This window comes from Bacillus sp. 3255 (assembly GCF_031456485.1).
Taxonomy (GTDB): domain Bacteria; phylum Bacillota; class Bacilli; order Paenibacillales; family NBRC-103111; genus Paenibacillus_E.
This window is the reverse complement of sequence record NZ_JAVDUS010000017.1, coordinates 14,200-29,551: the sequence shown is the minus strand read 5'-3', so window position 1 is coordinate 29,551 and position 15,352 is coordinate 14,200. Positions and strand designations below refer to the sequence as shown.

Genomic DNA, 15,352 nt, shown 5'->3' with positions numbered 1-15,352 from the left:
GCCAGACCAAACGGATTATGGCCACATGAAAGATGAGATGCCGATTGTGTCCTATGCGGAGTCTCCCAGCCTGTATGTATTCGAGCAATTCAAAGTGGCTACCGATCGCATTTCGACGATACGCGATGTGCAGCAGTTGGTTAAGGCGGACCTGCGATTCAGGATCACGAACAACCGCCTTGCAACTGATGCGACCCGCGGTGGTTTTAAAATCATCGTGTCGGGAAGTGATGCAGATAGAGCCCGGCTGAAGAAGCAAGGGAAATCATTAAAGCGAGTGACGCCAGGTGCGAATGTCGCGCAGGCTGTCATAGACGATTTCTTGAAGCGAACCAAGCTGCCAGCAAAGGCGAAAGAATACGCTCGAGTGCTACCGAGAGACGGTGATCTTTTCCTCAACCCCATCGTTGACCTTCAAGCCGGCTTGGTTCTTGATATCCGCCGAGCTCCTGCACTTACGATTAAGCGTAACAGCGATGAATTCGGTGAGTTTCCTGATCTAGAGCGTTCTTTTTCTCAGATCGACCCCAAAACGCAGATTCAAACCTTGTTGGAAGTTGGGCCGCCGTCTGTTGCGCGAACAAATTTCGCTCTCTTCCAGATGAACCATATCCGGTGGTTGGAAGAAGAAACGGAGATGTACGGGACAAGCCATTATGCCAGTGCCCGGGCTACATACAAGATTCTGAACAAGATGGAGATTGCTTCTGCAGTCCGACGTGAGTTTCGAAGCGTCCAGAAGTACAATCATAAGCTGCCGGAGAACACACAAGAGAAAGATGCCATCGAGTATATGCGCTTAGTTGGCTTGATCGATAAGAATGACAAGCCTACCCGCAATGCTCATTTGCTATCAGACTTCGTGGGTACTGCAGATGTGAAAGTGTTGGATGCGGATGGCCATCTTGACCAGATGAATGACATTAAGTACTTCGAAGACCTGCTCTGGCTTAATTTAAGTGTTCCCAAAGCGATTCTTACGTCCGGTCAGGATATGAACCGGGATGTGTTGAAAGTTCAGTACCCGCACTATCTGAAGACATTAGAGGACCTTACCGACTTGATCGAGTATGGCGACTCTGGTCAGTTTTCGGGGCTAAGAGCAATCGTAGACCTACAGCTGCTTCTAGCCGGCATTAATCCGGACTCCATTACTTATGATGTTGTGTGGAATGATAAGACGGATGAGACGGCAGCAGAGCGCCTGGAACGTGTGCAGCAGGCCCGTGGCAAAGGTGGCGGCCAGAAGCTCATTACTCTTGAAAAAGCGATTCAGGAAATTGCGGATGACTTCGATATTGAGGATCCTGCAGAAATGGCTGCGTTACTCGAAGAGGAGGAACGTCAGAAACAGGCCGAAATGCTCCTTATGGGAGCGGGTAAAGCGCCCAACGATAAAACACAGCCAAGCGCAGGTAAAACGCCTGTGAAAGGAAATGAGGCTGTTACAGATGTATTGCTTGAGGATAGACCAGAGTTTGAAGAGATTGAGACGAAAGCGAGGGCCACGGTTACTCGTTTTTTTAATTCAGTTTACAAAAGGATGGTGAATGAAAGTGAAGCGATCTCTGATGCTGCAGGTGATGAAAACGACTTTATTGATGAGTCTACTATCCTCGGTTCCTTTGAGGAAGCATGGGATGCCGAACAGGGGAGTTATCGTCTCGGAATCGTAAAGCACATGACTGAAACCGGTCTGATGGGCGCTGAGCGAGCGGTACAGCTTGTGATGGATCTACATAACGGTAGGGTTGTCGATCCGTCCGGACCGCAAACCGGTGCAGGTTTAAGTATGAGGATTGTTAAAACCGATATTCGGGACGATCTTTTCGAGGCTGCTGGTGAAAGGATAGCCGGCATCAGGGAAACGACCAAAATTCGAATTCAGCAACTGCTGGGACAGGGATTTGAAGAAAATCTCGGCTGGAAAGAAATTATGAGACAACTGCGTCCTCAAATTATGGATAATGCTCGTGCTGAAATGATTGCACGAACTGAGCTCTCATGGGCATATAACCGCAGTGCTAAGCGTATCTACTTGGACGCCGGATTTGAGCGTGTGAAGTGGTTGGCCGTAATCGACCAGCGTACCTGTCCAAATTGTAGGAGCCGGAATGGGACGGTCTACCCGATCGACAGTCATCCGGACATCCCGGGTCATCCGCGGTGTAGATGTACACTGGTTCCGGCTGATTGACCCTGAATAGGAGGTGATAAAAGAGTGAAGATGTCATTGCAGGAAATTATTGAGCAACTTGAGTCCTGCGGGTTTACTTGTGAAGCCGGGCCGCTAAAAACCAATGCTGCTTTTCAGGTTTTGAAGGAAAGAAGCCAAAATCGTGGGTTAGCTGTCGATGTCAGTATCCGAGATACAGAGATTTTTAAGAAGCTGCTTGAGTTGCTATATCGCATCGTGTCCACGACGACTGACGAAAAGGTAAAAGATCTAGTCCTGGATGAAATATCAAGAATAGTTCAGGGGGAGGAGGTGCCAAGTGAAAGAGAAGCGACATAGAATCAAACTAGATTTACAGCACTTTGCTGGGATCGGATTCACTGCAGGTGAAGAACCGGTGAAAGATGCATTAACAGATGACCCAGTTATGAAACAGATCCTCGATGCGTCAAGTGCCATTGGCTTGTTGGGTATTAAGAAGCAACTTGCGAATCAGCCGCTAACTGAGGTTGACCGGCGAATTTACTACGAGGCTATCGATGCTAAGTGCCGGTCAGAGTTTGGTCATTATGACGTCGAGTACGCAGCGAAAAAAGAAGAAGAGGATAGCAAACCTCCTCTTGGATTCACTGCAACAAACGCCACGGTGACAGTCACAACCGATTCGATTGAGGAGGAACCGACACTTGCCGTTATTACCGATTCAGCGGGCGAAGCAATTGATATCTGTCTTTCGAAGGCACTGGCAATTACAGATGCTGGCGGGCAGCCTTCGGGTTGGTATAAACAGCCGGTTTCTCGGGTTGATGCGATCAACGGAAACAATCGCTTGTATCCTCGGACAGTTTATCAACCTGCGCTTGATGCTATTAAACAAGCAGGATTCCCATACGCTGGAGAGCACCCACATCCGCCCACCATGAAGGGCTTAGATGGCAGGGTGCTTTTTGATTCCAAAGTTCCGAATCAAGCTGTTAAATTCCGAGAAGCTGTGATCGATGCGGCCGGGGTCGTCTGGGCGGAATATAAGCCGCTAGAGACGGAAATGGGCAAGCAGGTGAAGGCGATGCTTGATGCAGGGCTCCCAATCGGTTTCAGCAACCGAATGAGTGGATCCATGGCTCCGGCGAGTATTGAAGGCAAGACAGTCAATGTCGCTAAGTCACTGCAATTGTTTACCTGGGATGTCGTTCTTAATCCGGCAGAGCCCGATGCTTTTACAAAGCCGTTACCGCTCACTGATTCTGTGGTGACTGAAATATTAGATTCTATTCAAAAGGGAGATGAACCGAAAATGAATTTTCTTTCGATGACATTGGAGCAACTGAAAGCTTGGAAATCTGGCAAAGCAGGACATGCTGAAATGGCGATGTGCGATGCTGCAATTGCCGTTAAGGAGCGCGAAGTGGCGCTTAACGATGAGCTAGAGGCGATGCGTAAAGAAAAGGAAGATCGATTGAAAGCAGAGGAAGCTGCTGAAAAGAAAAGGAAAGCTCAGGCCGCTCTAACAGATGCAGTTAATGCTCTGCCGTATGATAACAATGTAAAGGCCGCCATTCTGAAAAAGGGTGAAGCTATCACAGATTCTGAAGCTATCGCAGGCTTCATCGATGGCGAAAAAGCGATCGTTGACGCGTATGTTGTTGGAACAAAACTCGCGGGCTTGGGAGTTCAAGGAAATGGAGGAGTTGCTGCAGTGCTAGATAATTCTGTCGTAGTTACAGGTAATCCACAGCCATGGAAGCCAATTGTGGACAACATCCAAGCAGCCATGGATGATCGCAACCGCTCCTTGGATACAAACTTCCGGGTTGACCCTAAAATGCGTGAAGCAAACAAAGCCATCATTGACCGCGTTATGGCGAAAATGGAGCGTGAGAATAACGAAGAGTACTCCAAATTCATGAAGTCTCTTACTGACTCTGCACAATCCATCCAGGATGGCGCAATCACCGATTCCGCTATGTCTTCAACTGGTGACTTTGCTCAATTGCCGACGATTTCTCTTGCCTTCATGTATCAAGTATGGCAGGATCTGCGCTTCTTGCAGTTGGTTCAAGCTGAATCATTCAGCGGAACAACCTTTAAGATTCCGGTTGAGTTTCAATCCTACGATCTCTACACGCAAGATGATTTTGTTGTAGGGGAGTTCGAAGGAATTCCGACCGAAGGCGTAGAGACTCGCTTCCTCGAGTTCGGTGCAGAGTGGCTGAAACGCGGAACTCTGATCTCGAAAGAAGCTCAGGTTGAAATGCAAAAGGGCCCATTCAGCTATGATGTTGTCGCTCGCAATCTGGCCAACTTGGCAATGCGTTATAACCGTGTGATTGACCAACGCTTGAGTCTAGAGATGCTTCATGTCTCTGATGAGTATCAAGCAACTGCAGTGTCGAATGAAGCGGTGGCTGCTGCTGAAATGACTGCTGGGGCTTCGGCTGGTCTTCCGGCCGGCCATAACGTGACTTGGTCCGTGAAATTGCTTTGCGGATACGCAACAGGTGCGATCGGGGCACAAGTTGCACCAATTGTTCGCCCGCGTAAAAATGTTTGGCTTGATCACAACGGCGTGAGACAGTCGGCGACGATCAATGATTTTGTTGCTAAGCGTGGATCCACTACCCTTACAAGAGGTACTTTCGATCCGATCTCCGGTAAGGTTAACGGCGGTGACTACGCAGTTGATTGGGAAGAAAGCAAAGTATACTTTGCATCTTCTTCCGGTGTAGATAACAGCACTAACAGACCGACTGTCTCTTATGCATACGCAACAAACGTGAACTTCTTCGATCTCACAATTCCGTCAGCTTATGCTGATAAGCCTGCTCAGTACTATAACCGATTGCTCGAGCGTTTTGATACTCAAAAGGCTTACATGGGTTCCGCTCCGCGTTATGTGACTCCTGATTTTGCGATCGGTTCTCTGAACGCTATGGTCAACATCAAGAACGCAGAACTCTTTTACAAGTGGGCTTCCCCAGAAGGAACAAGTTTCCTAAAAGGTGATATGTGGTTTGCTACTCGTGCAGGATTACAACTTGGTGAAATTAACGCACCATGGGCTGCACGTGACAAACGGGTCCTAATCGGTAAAACAAACGCAACCCGTTATGGTGTGGGCTCCCCATTGCAAATTGAAGGACCAGAACCATATTTCGATCCTACATCGCAAAAAATTACATCTGCAAAGCAATATTACGCGACTCAACAATCCGTTATTGCGACGCCACTTGTGATTGATGGCAGCGGCAAGCAGTATAACCCTCCTTACCGCACAATCAAGTTCTTCAACTCCTAAGAAAGAGAAGGTGTAAGCAATGAAAGTAAATAACGGTCATTCATTTATTCATCCTCACTCCGGGCTTATCGTTGGCCCGGGGGATATCTATCATCTGGAAACTGATCAGCCAGAAACCCCGGCTGCCGCCGAAGTAACCCTTGACGAGTTCAAGGAACTGAAGGCTCCCGAGCAAAAGGACTTACTTCAAGGTTTGGGTATTGAAGCAGGATCTAAAGAACCGGATCGGATCGCACAATATGAAGAATGGCTGAGCCGTGACCAGCAGCAGGACCCAGCATCTAATCCGGATAATACAGGTCAGAAGGGGGCGGCAGGAGATGGATCAAACGACCCTGCTAATAGCTCTGCGGACGGAGATCAATGATTTAGAAGAACCTTATAGGTATGAGGATTGGGCGCTACTGGACTTCGTCCAGAGCGCCGTTTCTGATTACTCTAGGTATCGCCCAAGGCATCGAAGGGGTTCTATTACCCTGTTGCCAAACATGTCGGAATACAAGCTCCCCGAGGATTACCAAACTTGGATAAAGGGGTTGGAGGATTACGAGATATTGGACGATATTCTTTATCTCGATTTTCCTCCTCTCGGTCCATTGGTTGTTCCATTCACTTACCTCGGCGATCATGACATTGCAAGTTTGCCTAATGCAGCTACCTCTTTGATCCTTGATTACTGTATGTGGAAAATGTTATCAGACGTTGTCCGTGAGGGCTCAGAGATCAGCGAGCTAAAGCTTGGGAAAGGACTCGACATCAAGTTCGATAACTTCGATCAAATTACGGAGTTGGCTGAAACAAGGCGTTGTAGCTATTTGGCGAGCGTACAAAAGCCGGTAGGTGGTGGTACCTAATGGATGCTGGAAAGCTTGCGATCAAAGTTAAGAGGGTACTTGAGAAGCAGATCAAGACAAAAGGGTATGAAACAGAAGCTATCCTACTTACATCATCAGAGATTAATCCACGGAAACTTAGCCTTGAAGATAGCGAAGACGATACTCCGTTTCTTCCTGAAATGATTAAAATCGTGGTGACATCGCATACCCTCCAGGAGAATCCAACTGAGGTCGGCGATAATCCTGATGTGGTTCTCGATTTCATTGTGATCGAGGACGGCTCGGAATCGGTTCAGAGGCAGGTTCAGGAAGGTAAGATCCTGATCTATAACAACAAAAAATATATTATTGATTTAGTTAGCCCGGCCACACTCGCGGGCCAACTTATCATCAAAGAAGTGACGGCAAAGGATGTGAAGTAGAATGTTGCCGGAATTCTTGGTTTTGCTACGGATCCTTGCGACTGTTCCGAATACAGTAGACGCGGCTATAAAAAAAGGCATTAAAAAGGGGACGATTAAAGCAATGGGAAGGGCCAAGGAGAAGCTTGGAAAGTACCAGGGAACATCCGGGTCGTTCACCGCTTGGTCAAAGCTTAAACCTGAAACCGTTAGGAGAAAGCATCTTTCAAAATCGGGTAGTGGCAGAATTACTCGAGCAGGGAAAGCCTATATCAAAAAACATGGTTCATGGGGAGCTGGTGGAAATGATGACGCTCCTTTAATCGACACCGGACACCTTAGGCAGGCAATAACAACTGATTTTTCGGAGTTGGAAAGTCGAGGTATTGCGTATCTCGGCGTTGCCGCTGGTAGTGACGAGCGAGGAAAAGGTAGCCCATCAGATTACGCTGCAGCTCATGAGTTTGGTGATGCAGCGCACCATATTCCGCCACGCCCATTTTTACGACCAGCTGTTGAGGAGTCTAGAAGCGACATTTTGAACGAGGTTAAAAAGGCTTTGGAAGAAGCGGCAAGAGGGTACCGGAGATGAGAGATCCTTTACTCTGCGCATACCAAGCGCTGTCTGCTGCAATTTCACATTTACATGGTTCTGATTTTCCTGTACGTGATGGTGAACCAAATCCGACCGAGTTTAAAAAGGTGCTTCCAGCTGCTCATATTCTCCTTATTAGCGGTACTGCTGAAAAGGCACTCATGCGTGAATATGAGCCGCATGGATTAATCGATAATGGTGATGGAACTTTCACTGTTGGTACAGAATCGGTTAGATTTGATTACCTAATTCAGGTTTCCTTCTTTGCTGATAAACCCGGCAGGTCCCAGCGCTTATCCAATGAATTCTTAGCGTTCATTGAGACTCAAAATGAGATACCGGTCCCTGAAGACAAATGGGGTGAGGTCTTGCAGATATTTCTTACTGCAGCACCACTACCGCCGAGGGGGAAGCCTGATCTGTACCAATGTGATGCCACCTATCGATGTTCAGGCAAACTCATTACCGAGGATACTGTCAGCAAGATAGACATGACGAACCTGAAATTTAAAATTACTTCTTGAAGGAGTTGAATTGAATTGACTATCATCCGTGGAGCATCTTCTTTGGTAGGACTTCCACCAGGACTTTATATCAATGAATTGGCAGTCCCACAGACTGACGAAGCACTTCAAAGTGACTTTGTACTCGGGTTTGTTGGTGACTTTGATCGTGGTCCGGTAAATCAATATGTCATGGTAACTGAAACCCCAACAAAACGTTTGAGCGAGATTGCCTCTTCAGTTTTGGGTAGCATGGCAAAAGCGAATGCTGGCAACGCTCTTATTGATCACCTTCATAGGGCCAATGTTAAAAAAGCGGCATTTGTTCGAATTCTAGGGGCAGGGTATGCGACGGCGTCACTTACGCTCCAGGATCGCCAAGGTACTCCAGCCAATACCTTAAAAGTTTCGGCTAAATACCCGGGATCATACGCAAACACTTTTTCTGTCCAAGCAGACAATGGAACAAATAGTAATACGTTCAAGCTGACCCTGACATCTGACTTTGGTATAGAGACATATGACAATCTGACTATGGATCCTCTAGATGCACGTTATGCTCCTAGTTATGTAAACGGTCAGAGCCTGCACTTTGCACTAACCGATATGAATTCGGCGGCAGCTACACGAGTACTTGCTCAGCCGGCAGTTAAAGCAAAAACTCAGCTGACTGGAGGAAACAACGGAGCTGCTATTGCCGCGAGTGATTACGTGGGAACAGTGGACTCGGGATCCGGGGCTAGAACTGGGCTTAAACTGCTTGAGTTTATCGGGAACATTGTTACAGATGTAGCGTTCGCTGACTTCACGGATGCTACTGCTGACGCCGCTCTTGCGACTTATGCTCAAAAATACAATTCTACAGCTTACTGCGGGACCGGATCGGCAAACACTGTAGCAGCCGCAGTTACGAATCGCGATGCTTTCGACACGGACTTTATGCAGATGGTATATGGACGGTTTCAATCAGTTGGCAACCAATGGACATCAGGCGCTTGTCTTTCGGCAATCAGTCATGTTATCGGCAATGTAGAGGACTCTGGGATTGCTGTAGAGTGCACATGGGTCGTGTCTTCGGATAAGAATCTGGACTTTACGGATTACTCTAATCTGTATTCCCACCAAGTAGCAGCTTTCCAACTGAAGCCTTCCGCTGCCGGTGATGGAACTCTGGCTTGGCGGATGGCAAATGATTATACGCTGGCTAAATCTGATGCATCAGGAACGGTTATATCTGATGACGAAAACCGGAAAGTGAACCGGCGCCGATTGAATAGTTGGATTGAGAAGGCTCTGGAATCAGTCGCAGCTCCTTGGCAGGGCAAGGCTATGACTAAGAAGATGAAGGATGATGCTGAGAGACGAATCCGGACCTACTTTGATCTTTTGAAAAAGCCAGTTGATCTTTCGCAAACCTCCAAGTTTGAGGATTACTCGGTAACGTTCAATGCTGCTTCTGCATCGATCGATCAATTTGTACAAGACATCAAAGTGAAGCACTACAACACCGCTGAATGGGTTGTTCTTAACTTCCAAGGCGGAACGAATGTGGAGGTGGGCTAATCAATGGCACAAGACGCATTGCTTGGGAAAAAGCTAGTTATCGCTCTTACGGATGAGAAAGGGGCCGCGCTAACCAAATCTCCGGAAATTCTTAAGTGGTCTGTTGAAGAGATCACGGCAGAAGAAAAAAAGAGTCCTATTGGTGAAGAAGAAGAGTATCGCCAAGTGATTCAAAACGGATTTAAAGGTACCCTTGAAGGTCAGGCAATCAATACTGCGATGGATGACATTGTTGATGCCAAAATTGCACATCAGCAAGCGAACGGCAGCACACTGTCGTTTGTAATCTTCACGACTGAAACATACCGCGATGGTACCGTAAGAAAGTATAAGTACGAGAATGTGACATTTGACGGTTACAAACGATCCGCTGATGGTAACAACAAGCCGATCACAAACAACTTGAACTGGCACTCTACAGGCCGGATTAAACAATAGGAGGATTACTATCCATGTCAGAAATCATTCTTTCAACTGGTAAGAAAGTGGGCTTGCGCCAAAAGAAAGGGCAACACCATTTTATTGAGCGTCGTTTGCTAGCTACTACAATGGGCGATGGCGGCTCAAACCTCGGCGGCCTTATGTCCACGGTAACGATTCAAACGATCGTCGCCATTGAGTCCATCGAAGGCGAGAATGTTAAAACTCCTGAAGATTCGGCTGGCATTTTTGAACTCATGGACCGTTTTGATTACGAAGAATGGTCTGAACTTGAAAAGAAATCGATGCCTGCCGAAGTTCAGAAAAAGCTGGATGAAGCAGCAAAAAACTCGCAGACCAACCCTGGTTCCGCAATCGCATCCAACTAGCGCTTGCATCCGGGGCTGGTCTTTCTTTTTCCGAGACTTTGCAGTTTGATGAGATTGAAACAGCTGCATCGATCCTTATTGTTAATGAATGGAATGAGCGACAGAATTCCTCCGAATAGTCGGAGGGCTTCCAAAGAGGGCGAACCGAATTAGTTTGCTTTCTTTGGAAGCTGTGAAAGGAGGTCATTGAAATTGAGTTCTATTTTAGATCTAGCCATTAGTATTAGTCTAGCTGACCATATATCATCTGGAATTCGAAGTGTAATTAGCCAATTCAGACTTATGGAAAACGCCACTGAAGATGCACAACGAAGAATGGATAAATTCAAAAACATGGCATTCGTAGGTGGTGGCATCGGGGTTGCAGGTGCTATTGCATTCAAGCAAATCACGGATGGGATTAGCGAAGCGGCAAGGGCTGCCATGGAGTTTGAAGATGTAATGATTAACGTGAAGCTGGCCGCATTCGGAAAAGATCTTATTAACCAAGATAAAGCGGCTGAGGTTAAAAAGACACTGGGTGAGTTGACGGAAGGTTTCGAAAAACTCGGTATGGCTACAAAGTTTAGTGATAAAGGAGTCGCAGAGGCAGCGTTGGGTATGCTGCGCGGCGGTATAGACAAAGAGTTTTTGCTGGGAACTAAAAATGAAAAAGGTAACTTCAACTATTCGGGGTTAACTGCGGCTATGTACGCTGCCCAGCTTGGACAGATTGATCCGAATGCATCGGGGGATTTTATCGCAAAACAGAAAGCTGCATTTAACATAAGCGGTGATCGTACGTTAAGTGCCATTGACTTCTATGCTAAGACGGCAGCAGCGTCAACTATGGGAATGAAGGACTTGATTCCTGGTATGCTTACTTCGTCTGGCGTCGCAGGTACGCTAGGCATGACACCAGAAGATACAGCATTGCTCGTGGCTGCAACTGGGACATACACCAAAGATGGAGGCGCAGCAGGCACGTTCACAAAAGACTTTCTCGATCGCTTAATCCCGCATACAAAGAAGCAGAAACAAGCAATGGCTGAATTAGGTTGGATGAACGCTGATGGGAAATCAAGTATCTTCTTTGATGAAAGTACTGGGAAAAGCAAGGGCGCAGATTTCATGTTTAATACACTTCAAGCAGCTAGTAAAAAGTACAGACCGGATGAATTTCAAAATTTGATGCATAAAGTATTTTTGGAACAAGGTAAAAATGCTGCTCTAGCACTTGCGAACGGCAGTGAAATTTATATGGACATCAAGAATAAAGTCGGCAACCAGTTGGACATGTACCAACAAGTAGAACAGCAAATGGAAGGTACCAAAAATAGAATGGAGACCTTAGCTGAAACTTGGAACATTGTAAAGCGTGTTTTTGGTGATCCATTCCTGGAACCAATTAAAAATGCATTGAACGGGTTAGGCGGAATACTAGGTGATTTCGTAATCCCTTGGGCAAAAGCTCACCCACAAATAATTAAAACAGTTGCTACTGTTGCACTTGGGATCAGTGCCTTCATGGCGATTGGGGGTGCAATTTTAGTAGGTGTTGCGGCGTTTGGTGCATTGAGCACAGCTCTCTCTGTTGCCGGCGTTGGCTTTGGTACTATCGCACTTGTGAGTGGTGGAGTAGTACTCGCAATTGCTGCAATTGCCGGTGCAGCATATTTAATTTATAAGCATTGGGATAAGATTCTTCCATTCATCACGGGGATATGGGATAAAGTTAAATCGGTATCATTTTCGGTGTGGGCTGCTATTGGACCTACAATCATGTCCGCAGTAAACAATGTCTGGAACTCTATTAAAACTGCATTTTCGAGGGTGCAGGCGTATATGCAGGAGATATGGCCGGACGTAAAAAAGGTAATCGATATGTATTGGCCGTTAATTAGTGGTGTGATCATCCTCCACTTTAAGATTATTTGGACTGGCATCCAAATGTACGCTAACTTGATTTGGATCACCATGAAACACACATGGACAATTATTTCTGAAATCGTCAAGGTGGCATGGACTCTGATCAAAGATACCGTTGTTTTTTGGTGGGATTTTATTTCAGGAGTCGTTAAATTTGGCCTAAAGGTTTTGCAGGGTGACTGGTCAGGTGCTTGGGAAGTTGTTAAAGAAACGGCAAGTAAGCTATGGGTTGACCTTGGTAGGTTTTTTCGCGATGGTTGGGAAGGTTTAAAAAGCATTGGCTCAACATGGCTTACGGCATCTAAACAATGGGGGTCTGACATCGTAGACGGCATAATCATTGGGATCAAAGGAATGTGGAATAACCTCAAAGACACAATTAATGACTTGTCGAATAACTTCCTTGTGGGTCCACTTAAAAAGGTTCTCGGAATAAACTCTCCTTCACGTGTGATGATGGAGAACGGCGGATACATCACACAGGGATTGGCAATAGGGATGATGAGTCAAGCCGGATTAGTAAAAGGAGCATCCGAAAGCTTATCAAAAGCAGTGCAAGTTCAGGGCTCAGGAAGCAATGGGATAAGGGTTAATCAGCCGTTAACAGCTGCCGGTGGAATTAATATTAATGGACCGCTGATCGGCGAGGTTCATCAACAACCTGGTGAGGATACTGGAGATTTTGCGGCCCGCGTTGCAGAGTTGGTAATCAGGAAACTCAATTCGGGTTCCCAGAAAGCAAACATGACTATTGGTTCACGCGGATTGTTAAGGAGGACTTAAAGTGAAAGTTACACTTGGAGAACTGGACCTGCGGGATTTCGAAAAACCTGACTTCGTACAGCGCGGCGGAAAGCAAATGCTAGCTATCCGTGAGTTCCCTGGAGGTAGTGTATCTATACAGAATATGGGCCCGACTTACCGTCCAATAACGTGGAGTGGTGTCTTCCTGGGAGCAGACGCACATGAACGCATGATGTCTATCGGTTTAATGCGGACAGCTGGAAAACCTATCGAATTTTCCTGTGAGTTGTTTTCCTTCACTGTCCTCATTGAAGAGTTTTATCCGGATCAAAAAAGCAATCAGCGTATACCATTTTCGATTACATTGCGCCATGTTGATACCGCGAGTAATAAGCCGGCTCTTCTCATTGATTCTATTGATAAGAACTCCTCAAACGACACAGCCTCTTCCAGCGATCCAAATAAAACTTATACCGTGAGAGAAGGGGACAGTCTATGGAGCATAGCCAAGAACGAAACTACATCAAAGAATCCAAATGATTGGGAAAAGATTTATCAAGCAAATGTTGATGTGCTGGTAAACGGACCTCATGTACTGACTCCGGGGATGGTGTTAAAAGTCAATGTTTAATGACAATATTGATCGGGGTGGGCCATTTAGGCCGCTTGGTAAACCGGTAGTGAATATTTCAATAAACGGGCAACACGTAACAAACTGGATTGACTTTACCGTCGAGTTAAACGGTTTAGGTGCTATAGATTCGTTCGATATCACTCTTCCTTGGGAAGTAACAGATAACCCATCTGATGAGTTTCTTTACAGCGGAAGTACGACATCAGCGAACTTAGTTAATGGACCAGCAGATGTAGTCATTCAAGCGGGATTTGAGGATGAAGATAAACTTGAAGATTTAATCGATGGTGTCATGGATCATGTTGTTTGGGAGTTCTCAAAGTCAGGGGAAGTCATTAAGCTTACGGGGAGATCGTATGCAGCCCGACCTTTTGATTATAAAGAAACAACCAAATGGCAGAATTTAACGAGTACAGCAGCCTTTAAACAAATAGCGGAATTTCATGGTTTGACTCCAGTTGTTCCAGTCGAGACCACCAAACTAATAGGGGAATATCAAAACGAAGATCATACAAGTACAACGCGCGAAGTCTCACATTGGGACTTCGTTTTGTATTTAGCGCAGGCAGAAGAATTCACGACTAGGGTTGTGGGGAAAGAGTGGTATTTCGGTCCCGAATTGTATCTTTCGGGCTTCTCACTTGATCCAATTCCTTTCTACTGGGGTCACAACATCTTCGAACCTTTCAGGATCGAGAGAGCCCCGAATGCCGCAAGAAATTTGATTGTCGAAGTTATTTCTTGGAAGCCGGGGAAGTACACGGGTGGGAGCAGAATTGTAGAGCAAGCTTCGATGGTTGGGTCGAGCTCGGGTCATAAATATATTTTGAGATACTACTACCCGAACCGCACCCGAGATCAGTGCCAACAAATAGCGCGGGGCATATTGGCGGAGTTGTCCAAGAATCAATTGTTTGGTTCCTTCGTAGCAGATTGGTTTCCAGGTCTTTCGAACGACAGGAAAATATCGATAGGCGGTATAGGTGCTGGATTAAACAACACATATTTCGTGCAAAAAATAACTGTTACTGGCGGGAAAGATCAAGGTTTATCTTGTGAAGTGTCATTCACGAATCTCCCTGTCGAGGAAGGAGGTCAATACGGATGAACATGTATTCTGATCAGAGGCGAACAATTGAAGATATGCTTCCTCAGTCATCTTTTGTTTTTGCAGAAATTGCTGCTGTAAATGAGAGAGACCGTGAGGTCAAGATAATCGTTGAGCCTTGGGGGCAAGAGAGTGGATGGTGCAGGGTCTTGAAAGATACTTTTTATCCGATACCAAATCACGCTAATCATGCAGCCCATTCAATCGGAGGAAGTTCCTATGCACATGATGCTCACTCTACACATGAACCAGTATGGCCATACAAAGTGGGGCAGGAGGTACTTGCCGGAGTCGTACGTGGTGCGAACGGTGTAGAACAGTACATTGTTTTAGGCTTGATTGACAAAGGTCCGGTGAATGAACAATGAACTTTGGAGCTGATCTACTTCTTGTTGCAGGTGAAATTGTTTGGGAAGGCGATAATTTAGCACTGGCTTCTGGAGAGGACAATGCTAAGCAGCAGACTGAGCTTCAAGTATTAACAGACCTGGGTGAGATGGTCTTTTACAAAGACTATGGTGGGAGGATTTCGTCCTTTCTAACTGGCAAGACTTTCACCTTGGAAAATAAGGTCAAGGCGGAAGCTGAGGTACGGTCAACGCTATTGAAAGTGGGGACTGTAGCTGGTGGGGAAGGTTGGATTGAAAATGTAAAGGAATGCAGTATCTCTTTAACTGAAGTTGATGGGAAGCAGGCATTCACCATTTTCGCTAAATACCTTCTCCGCGGGGATGTTGTGGAAAGGGAATTAAACGTTACGATACCGGAGGTGTGATGCTA

16 protein-coding genes are annotated in these 15,352 nt (G+C 46.3%); all 16 read left to right on the top strand.

What is annotated here, in order from left to right; translation table 11 throughout:
• Positions 1 to 25 precede the first annotated feature (25 nt).
• The 16 genes from J2X61_RS23750 to J2X61_RS23675 all read left to right on the top strand — a co-directional run bounded on the left by J2X61_RS23750 (position 26) and on the right by J2X61_RS23675 (position 15,347).
• A complete protein-coding gene (locus J2X61_RS23750; RefSeq protein WP_310191131.1) occupies positions 26 to 2,197 on the top strand; it encodes a minor capsid protein in 2,172 nt (723 codons plus the stop codon).
• Positions 2,198 to 2,227: 30 nt separating this feature from the next.
• The gene (locus J2X61_RS23745) at positions 2,228 to 2,515 is read left to right on the top strand and encodes a hypothetical protein (RefSeq protein WP_396135494.1); all 288 of its coding nucleotides are present in this window, start codon (positions 2,228 to 2,230) and stop codon (positions 2,513 to 2,515) included.
• Complete coding sequence (locus tag J2X61_RS23740) at positions 2,496 to 5,471, top strand: hypothetical protein (protein ID WP_310191126.1); 2,976 nt, start codon at positions 2,496 to 2,498, stop codon at positions 5,469 to 5,471. Before J2X61_RS23745 ends, J2X61_RS23740 begins: the two co-directional genes overlap by 20 nt.
• Positions 5,472 to 5,490: 19 nt before the next feature.
• Positions 5,491 to 5,838 carry a hypothetical protein gene (locus J2X61_RS23735; RefSeq protein WP_310191124.1) on the top strand — a complete coding sequence of 116 codons (348 nt, stop codon included), beginning with the start codon at positions 5,491 to 5,493 and terminating at the stop codon, positions 5,836 to 5,838.
• Complete coding sequence (locus tag J2X61_RS23730) at positions 5,792 to 6,325, top strand: hypothetical protein (RefSeq protein WP_310191121.1); 534 nt, start codon at positions 5,792 to 5,794, stop codon at positions 6,323 to 6,325. Before J2X61_RS23735 ends, J2X61_RS23730 begins: the two co-directional genes overlap by 47 nt.
• Positions 6,325 to 6,729, top strand: a complete 405-nt coding sequence (locus tag J2X61_RS23725) for a hypothetical protein (RefSeq protein ID WP_310191119.1) — start codon at positions 6,325 to 6,327, stop codon at positions 6,727 to 6,729. The genes J2X61_RS23730 and J2X61_RS23725 overlap by 1 nt, the downstream gene beginning before the upstream one ends.
• 1 nt (position 6,730) lies before the next feature.
• A complete protein-coding gene (locus J2X61_RS23720; protein WP_310191116.1) occupies positions 6,731 to 7,300 on the top strand; it encodes a phage virion morphogenesis protein in 570 nt (189 codons plus the stop codon).
• Positions 7,297 to 7,827: a hypothetical protein gene (locus J2X61_RS23715; RefSeq protein ID WP_310191115.1), complete on the top strand. Its 531-nt coding sequence runs from the start codon at positions 7,297 to 7,299 to the stop codon at positions 7,825 to 7,827. The genes J2X61_RS23720 and J2X61_RS23715 overlap by 4 nt, the downstream gene beginning before the upstream one ends.
• Positions 7,828 to 7,842: 15 nt before the next feature.
• Positions 7,843 to 9,369 carry a phage tail protein gene (locus J2X61_RS23710; protein ID WP_310191112.1) on the top strand — a complete coding sequence of 509 codons (1,527 nt, stop codon included), beginning with the start codon at positions 7,843 to 7,845 and terminating at the stop codon, positions 9,367 to 9,369.
• A gap of 3 nt (positions 9,370 to 9,372) precedes the next feature.
• Positions 9,373 to 9,807, top strand: a complete 435-nt coding sequence (locus J2X61_RS23705; RefSeq protein ID WP_310191109.1) for a hypothetical protein — start codon at positions 9,373 to 9,375, stop codon at positions 9,805 to 9,807.
• A gap of 14 nt (positions 9,808 to 9,821) precedes the next feature.
• A complete protein-coding gene (locus J2X61_RS23700) occupies positions 9,822 to 10,178 on the top strand; it encodes a hypothetical protein (RefSeq protein WP_310191105.1) in 357 nt (118 codons plus the stop codon).
• A 192-nt stretch (positions 10,179 to 10,370) separates the two neighbouring features.
• Complete coding sequence (locus J2X61_RS23695) at positions 10,371 to 12,869, top strand: phage tail tape measure protein (protein WP_310191101.1); 2,499 nt, start codon at positions 10,371 to 10,373, stop codon at positions 12,867 to 12,869.
• 1 nt (position 12,870) lies between these two features.
• Positions 12,871 to 13,461 carry a LysM peptidoglycan-binding domain-containing protein gene (locus tag J2X61_RS23690; protein WP_310191098.1) on the top strand — a complete coding sequence of 197 codons (591 nt, stop codon included), beginning with the start codon at positions 12,871 to 12,873 and terminating at the stop codon, positions 13,459 to 13,461.
• A complete protein-coding gene (locus J2X61_RS23685; RefSeq protein WP_310191095.1) occupies positions 13,454 to 14,572 on the top strand; it encodes a phage late control D family protein in 1,119 nt (372 codons plus the stop codon). Before J2X61_RS23690 ends, J2X61_RS23685 begins: the two co-directional genes overlap by 8 nt.
• Positions 14,569 to 14,940 carry a hypothetical protein gene (locus J2X61_RS23680; RefSeq protein WP_310191092.1) on the top strand — a complete coding sequence of 124 codons (372 nt, stop codon included), beginning with the start codon at positions 14,569 to 14,571 and terminating at the stop codon, positions 14,938 to 14,940. Before J2X61_RS23685 ends, J2X61_RS23680 begins: the two co-directional genes overlap by 4 nt.
• Positions 14,937 to 15,347, top strand: a complete 411-nt coding sequence (locus J2X61_RS23675) for a DUF2634 domain-containing protein (RefSeq protein WP_310191089.1) — start codon at positions 14,937 to 14,939, stop codon at positions 15,345 to 15,347. Before J2X61_RS23680 ends, J2X61_RS23675 begins: the two co-directional genes overlap by 4 nt.
• Positions 15,348 to 15,352: the final 5 nt, after the last annotated feature.

Bases quoted from the DNA above. Each gene is read 5' to 3' on its own strand.
- J2X61_RS23745 (WP_396135494.1), top strand. From the start codon at position 2,228: ATGTCATTGCAGGAAATTATTGAGCAACTTGAGTCCTGCGGGTTTACT.
- J2X61_RS23705 (WP_310191109.1), top strand. From the start codon at position 9,373: ATGGCACAAGACGCATTGCTTGGGAAAAAGCTAGTTATCGCTCTTACG.
- J2X61_RS23750 (WP_310191131.1), top strand. From the start codon at position 26: ATGAAAGATGAGATGCCGATTGTGTCCTATGCGGAGTCTCCCAGCCTG.
- J2X61_RS23735 (WP_310191124.1), top strand. From the start codon at position 5,491: ATGAAAGTAAATAACGGTCATTCATTTATTCATCCTCACTCCGGGCTT.
- J2X61_RS23725 (WP_310191119.1), top strand. From the start codon at position 6,325: ATGGATGCTGGAAAGCTTGCGATCAAAGTTAAGAGGGTACTTGAGAAG.
- J2X61_RS23720 (WP_310191116.1), top strand. From the start codon at position 6,731: ATGTTGCCGGAATTCTTGGTTTTGCTACGGATCCTTGCGACTGTTCCG.
- J2X61_RS23680 (WP_310191092.1), top strand. From the start codon at position 14,569: ATGAACATGTATTCTGATCAGAGGCGAACAATTGAAGATATGCTTCCT.
- J2X61_RS23700 (WP_310191105.1), top strand. From the start codon at position 9,822: ATGTCAGAAATCATTCTTTCAACTGGTAAGAAAGTGGGCTTGCGCCAA.
- J2X61_RS23675 (WP_310191089.1), top strand. From the start codon at position 14,937: ATGAACTTTGGAGCTGATCTACTTCTTGTTGCAGGTGAAATTGTTTGG.
- J2X61_RS23715 (WP_310191115.1), top strand. From the start codon at position 7,297: ATGAGAGATCCTTTACTCTGCGCATACCAAGCGCTGTCTGCTGCAATT.
- J2X61_RS23685 (WP_310191095.1), top strand. From the start codon at position 13,454: ATGTTTAATGACAATATTGATCGGGGTGGGCCATTTAGGCCGCTTGGT.
- J2X61_RS23730 (WP_310191121.1), top strand. From the start codon at position 5,792: ATGGATCAAACGACCCTGCTAATAGCTCTGCGGACGGAGATCAATGAT.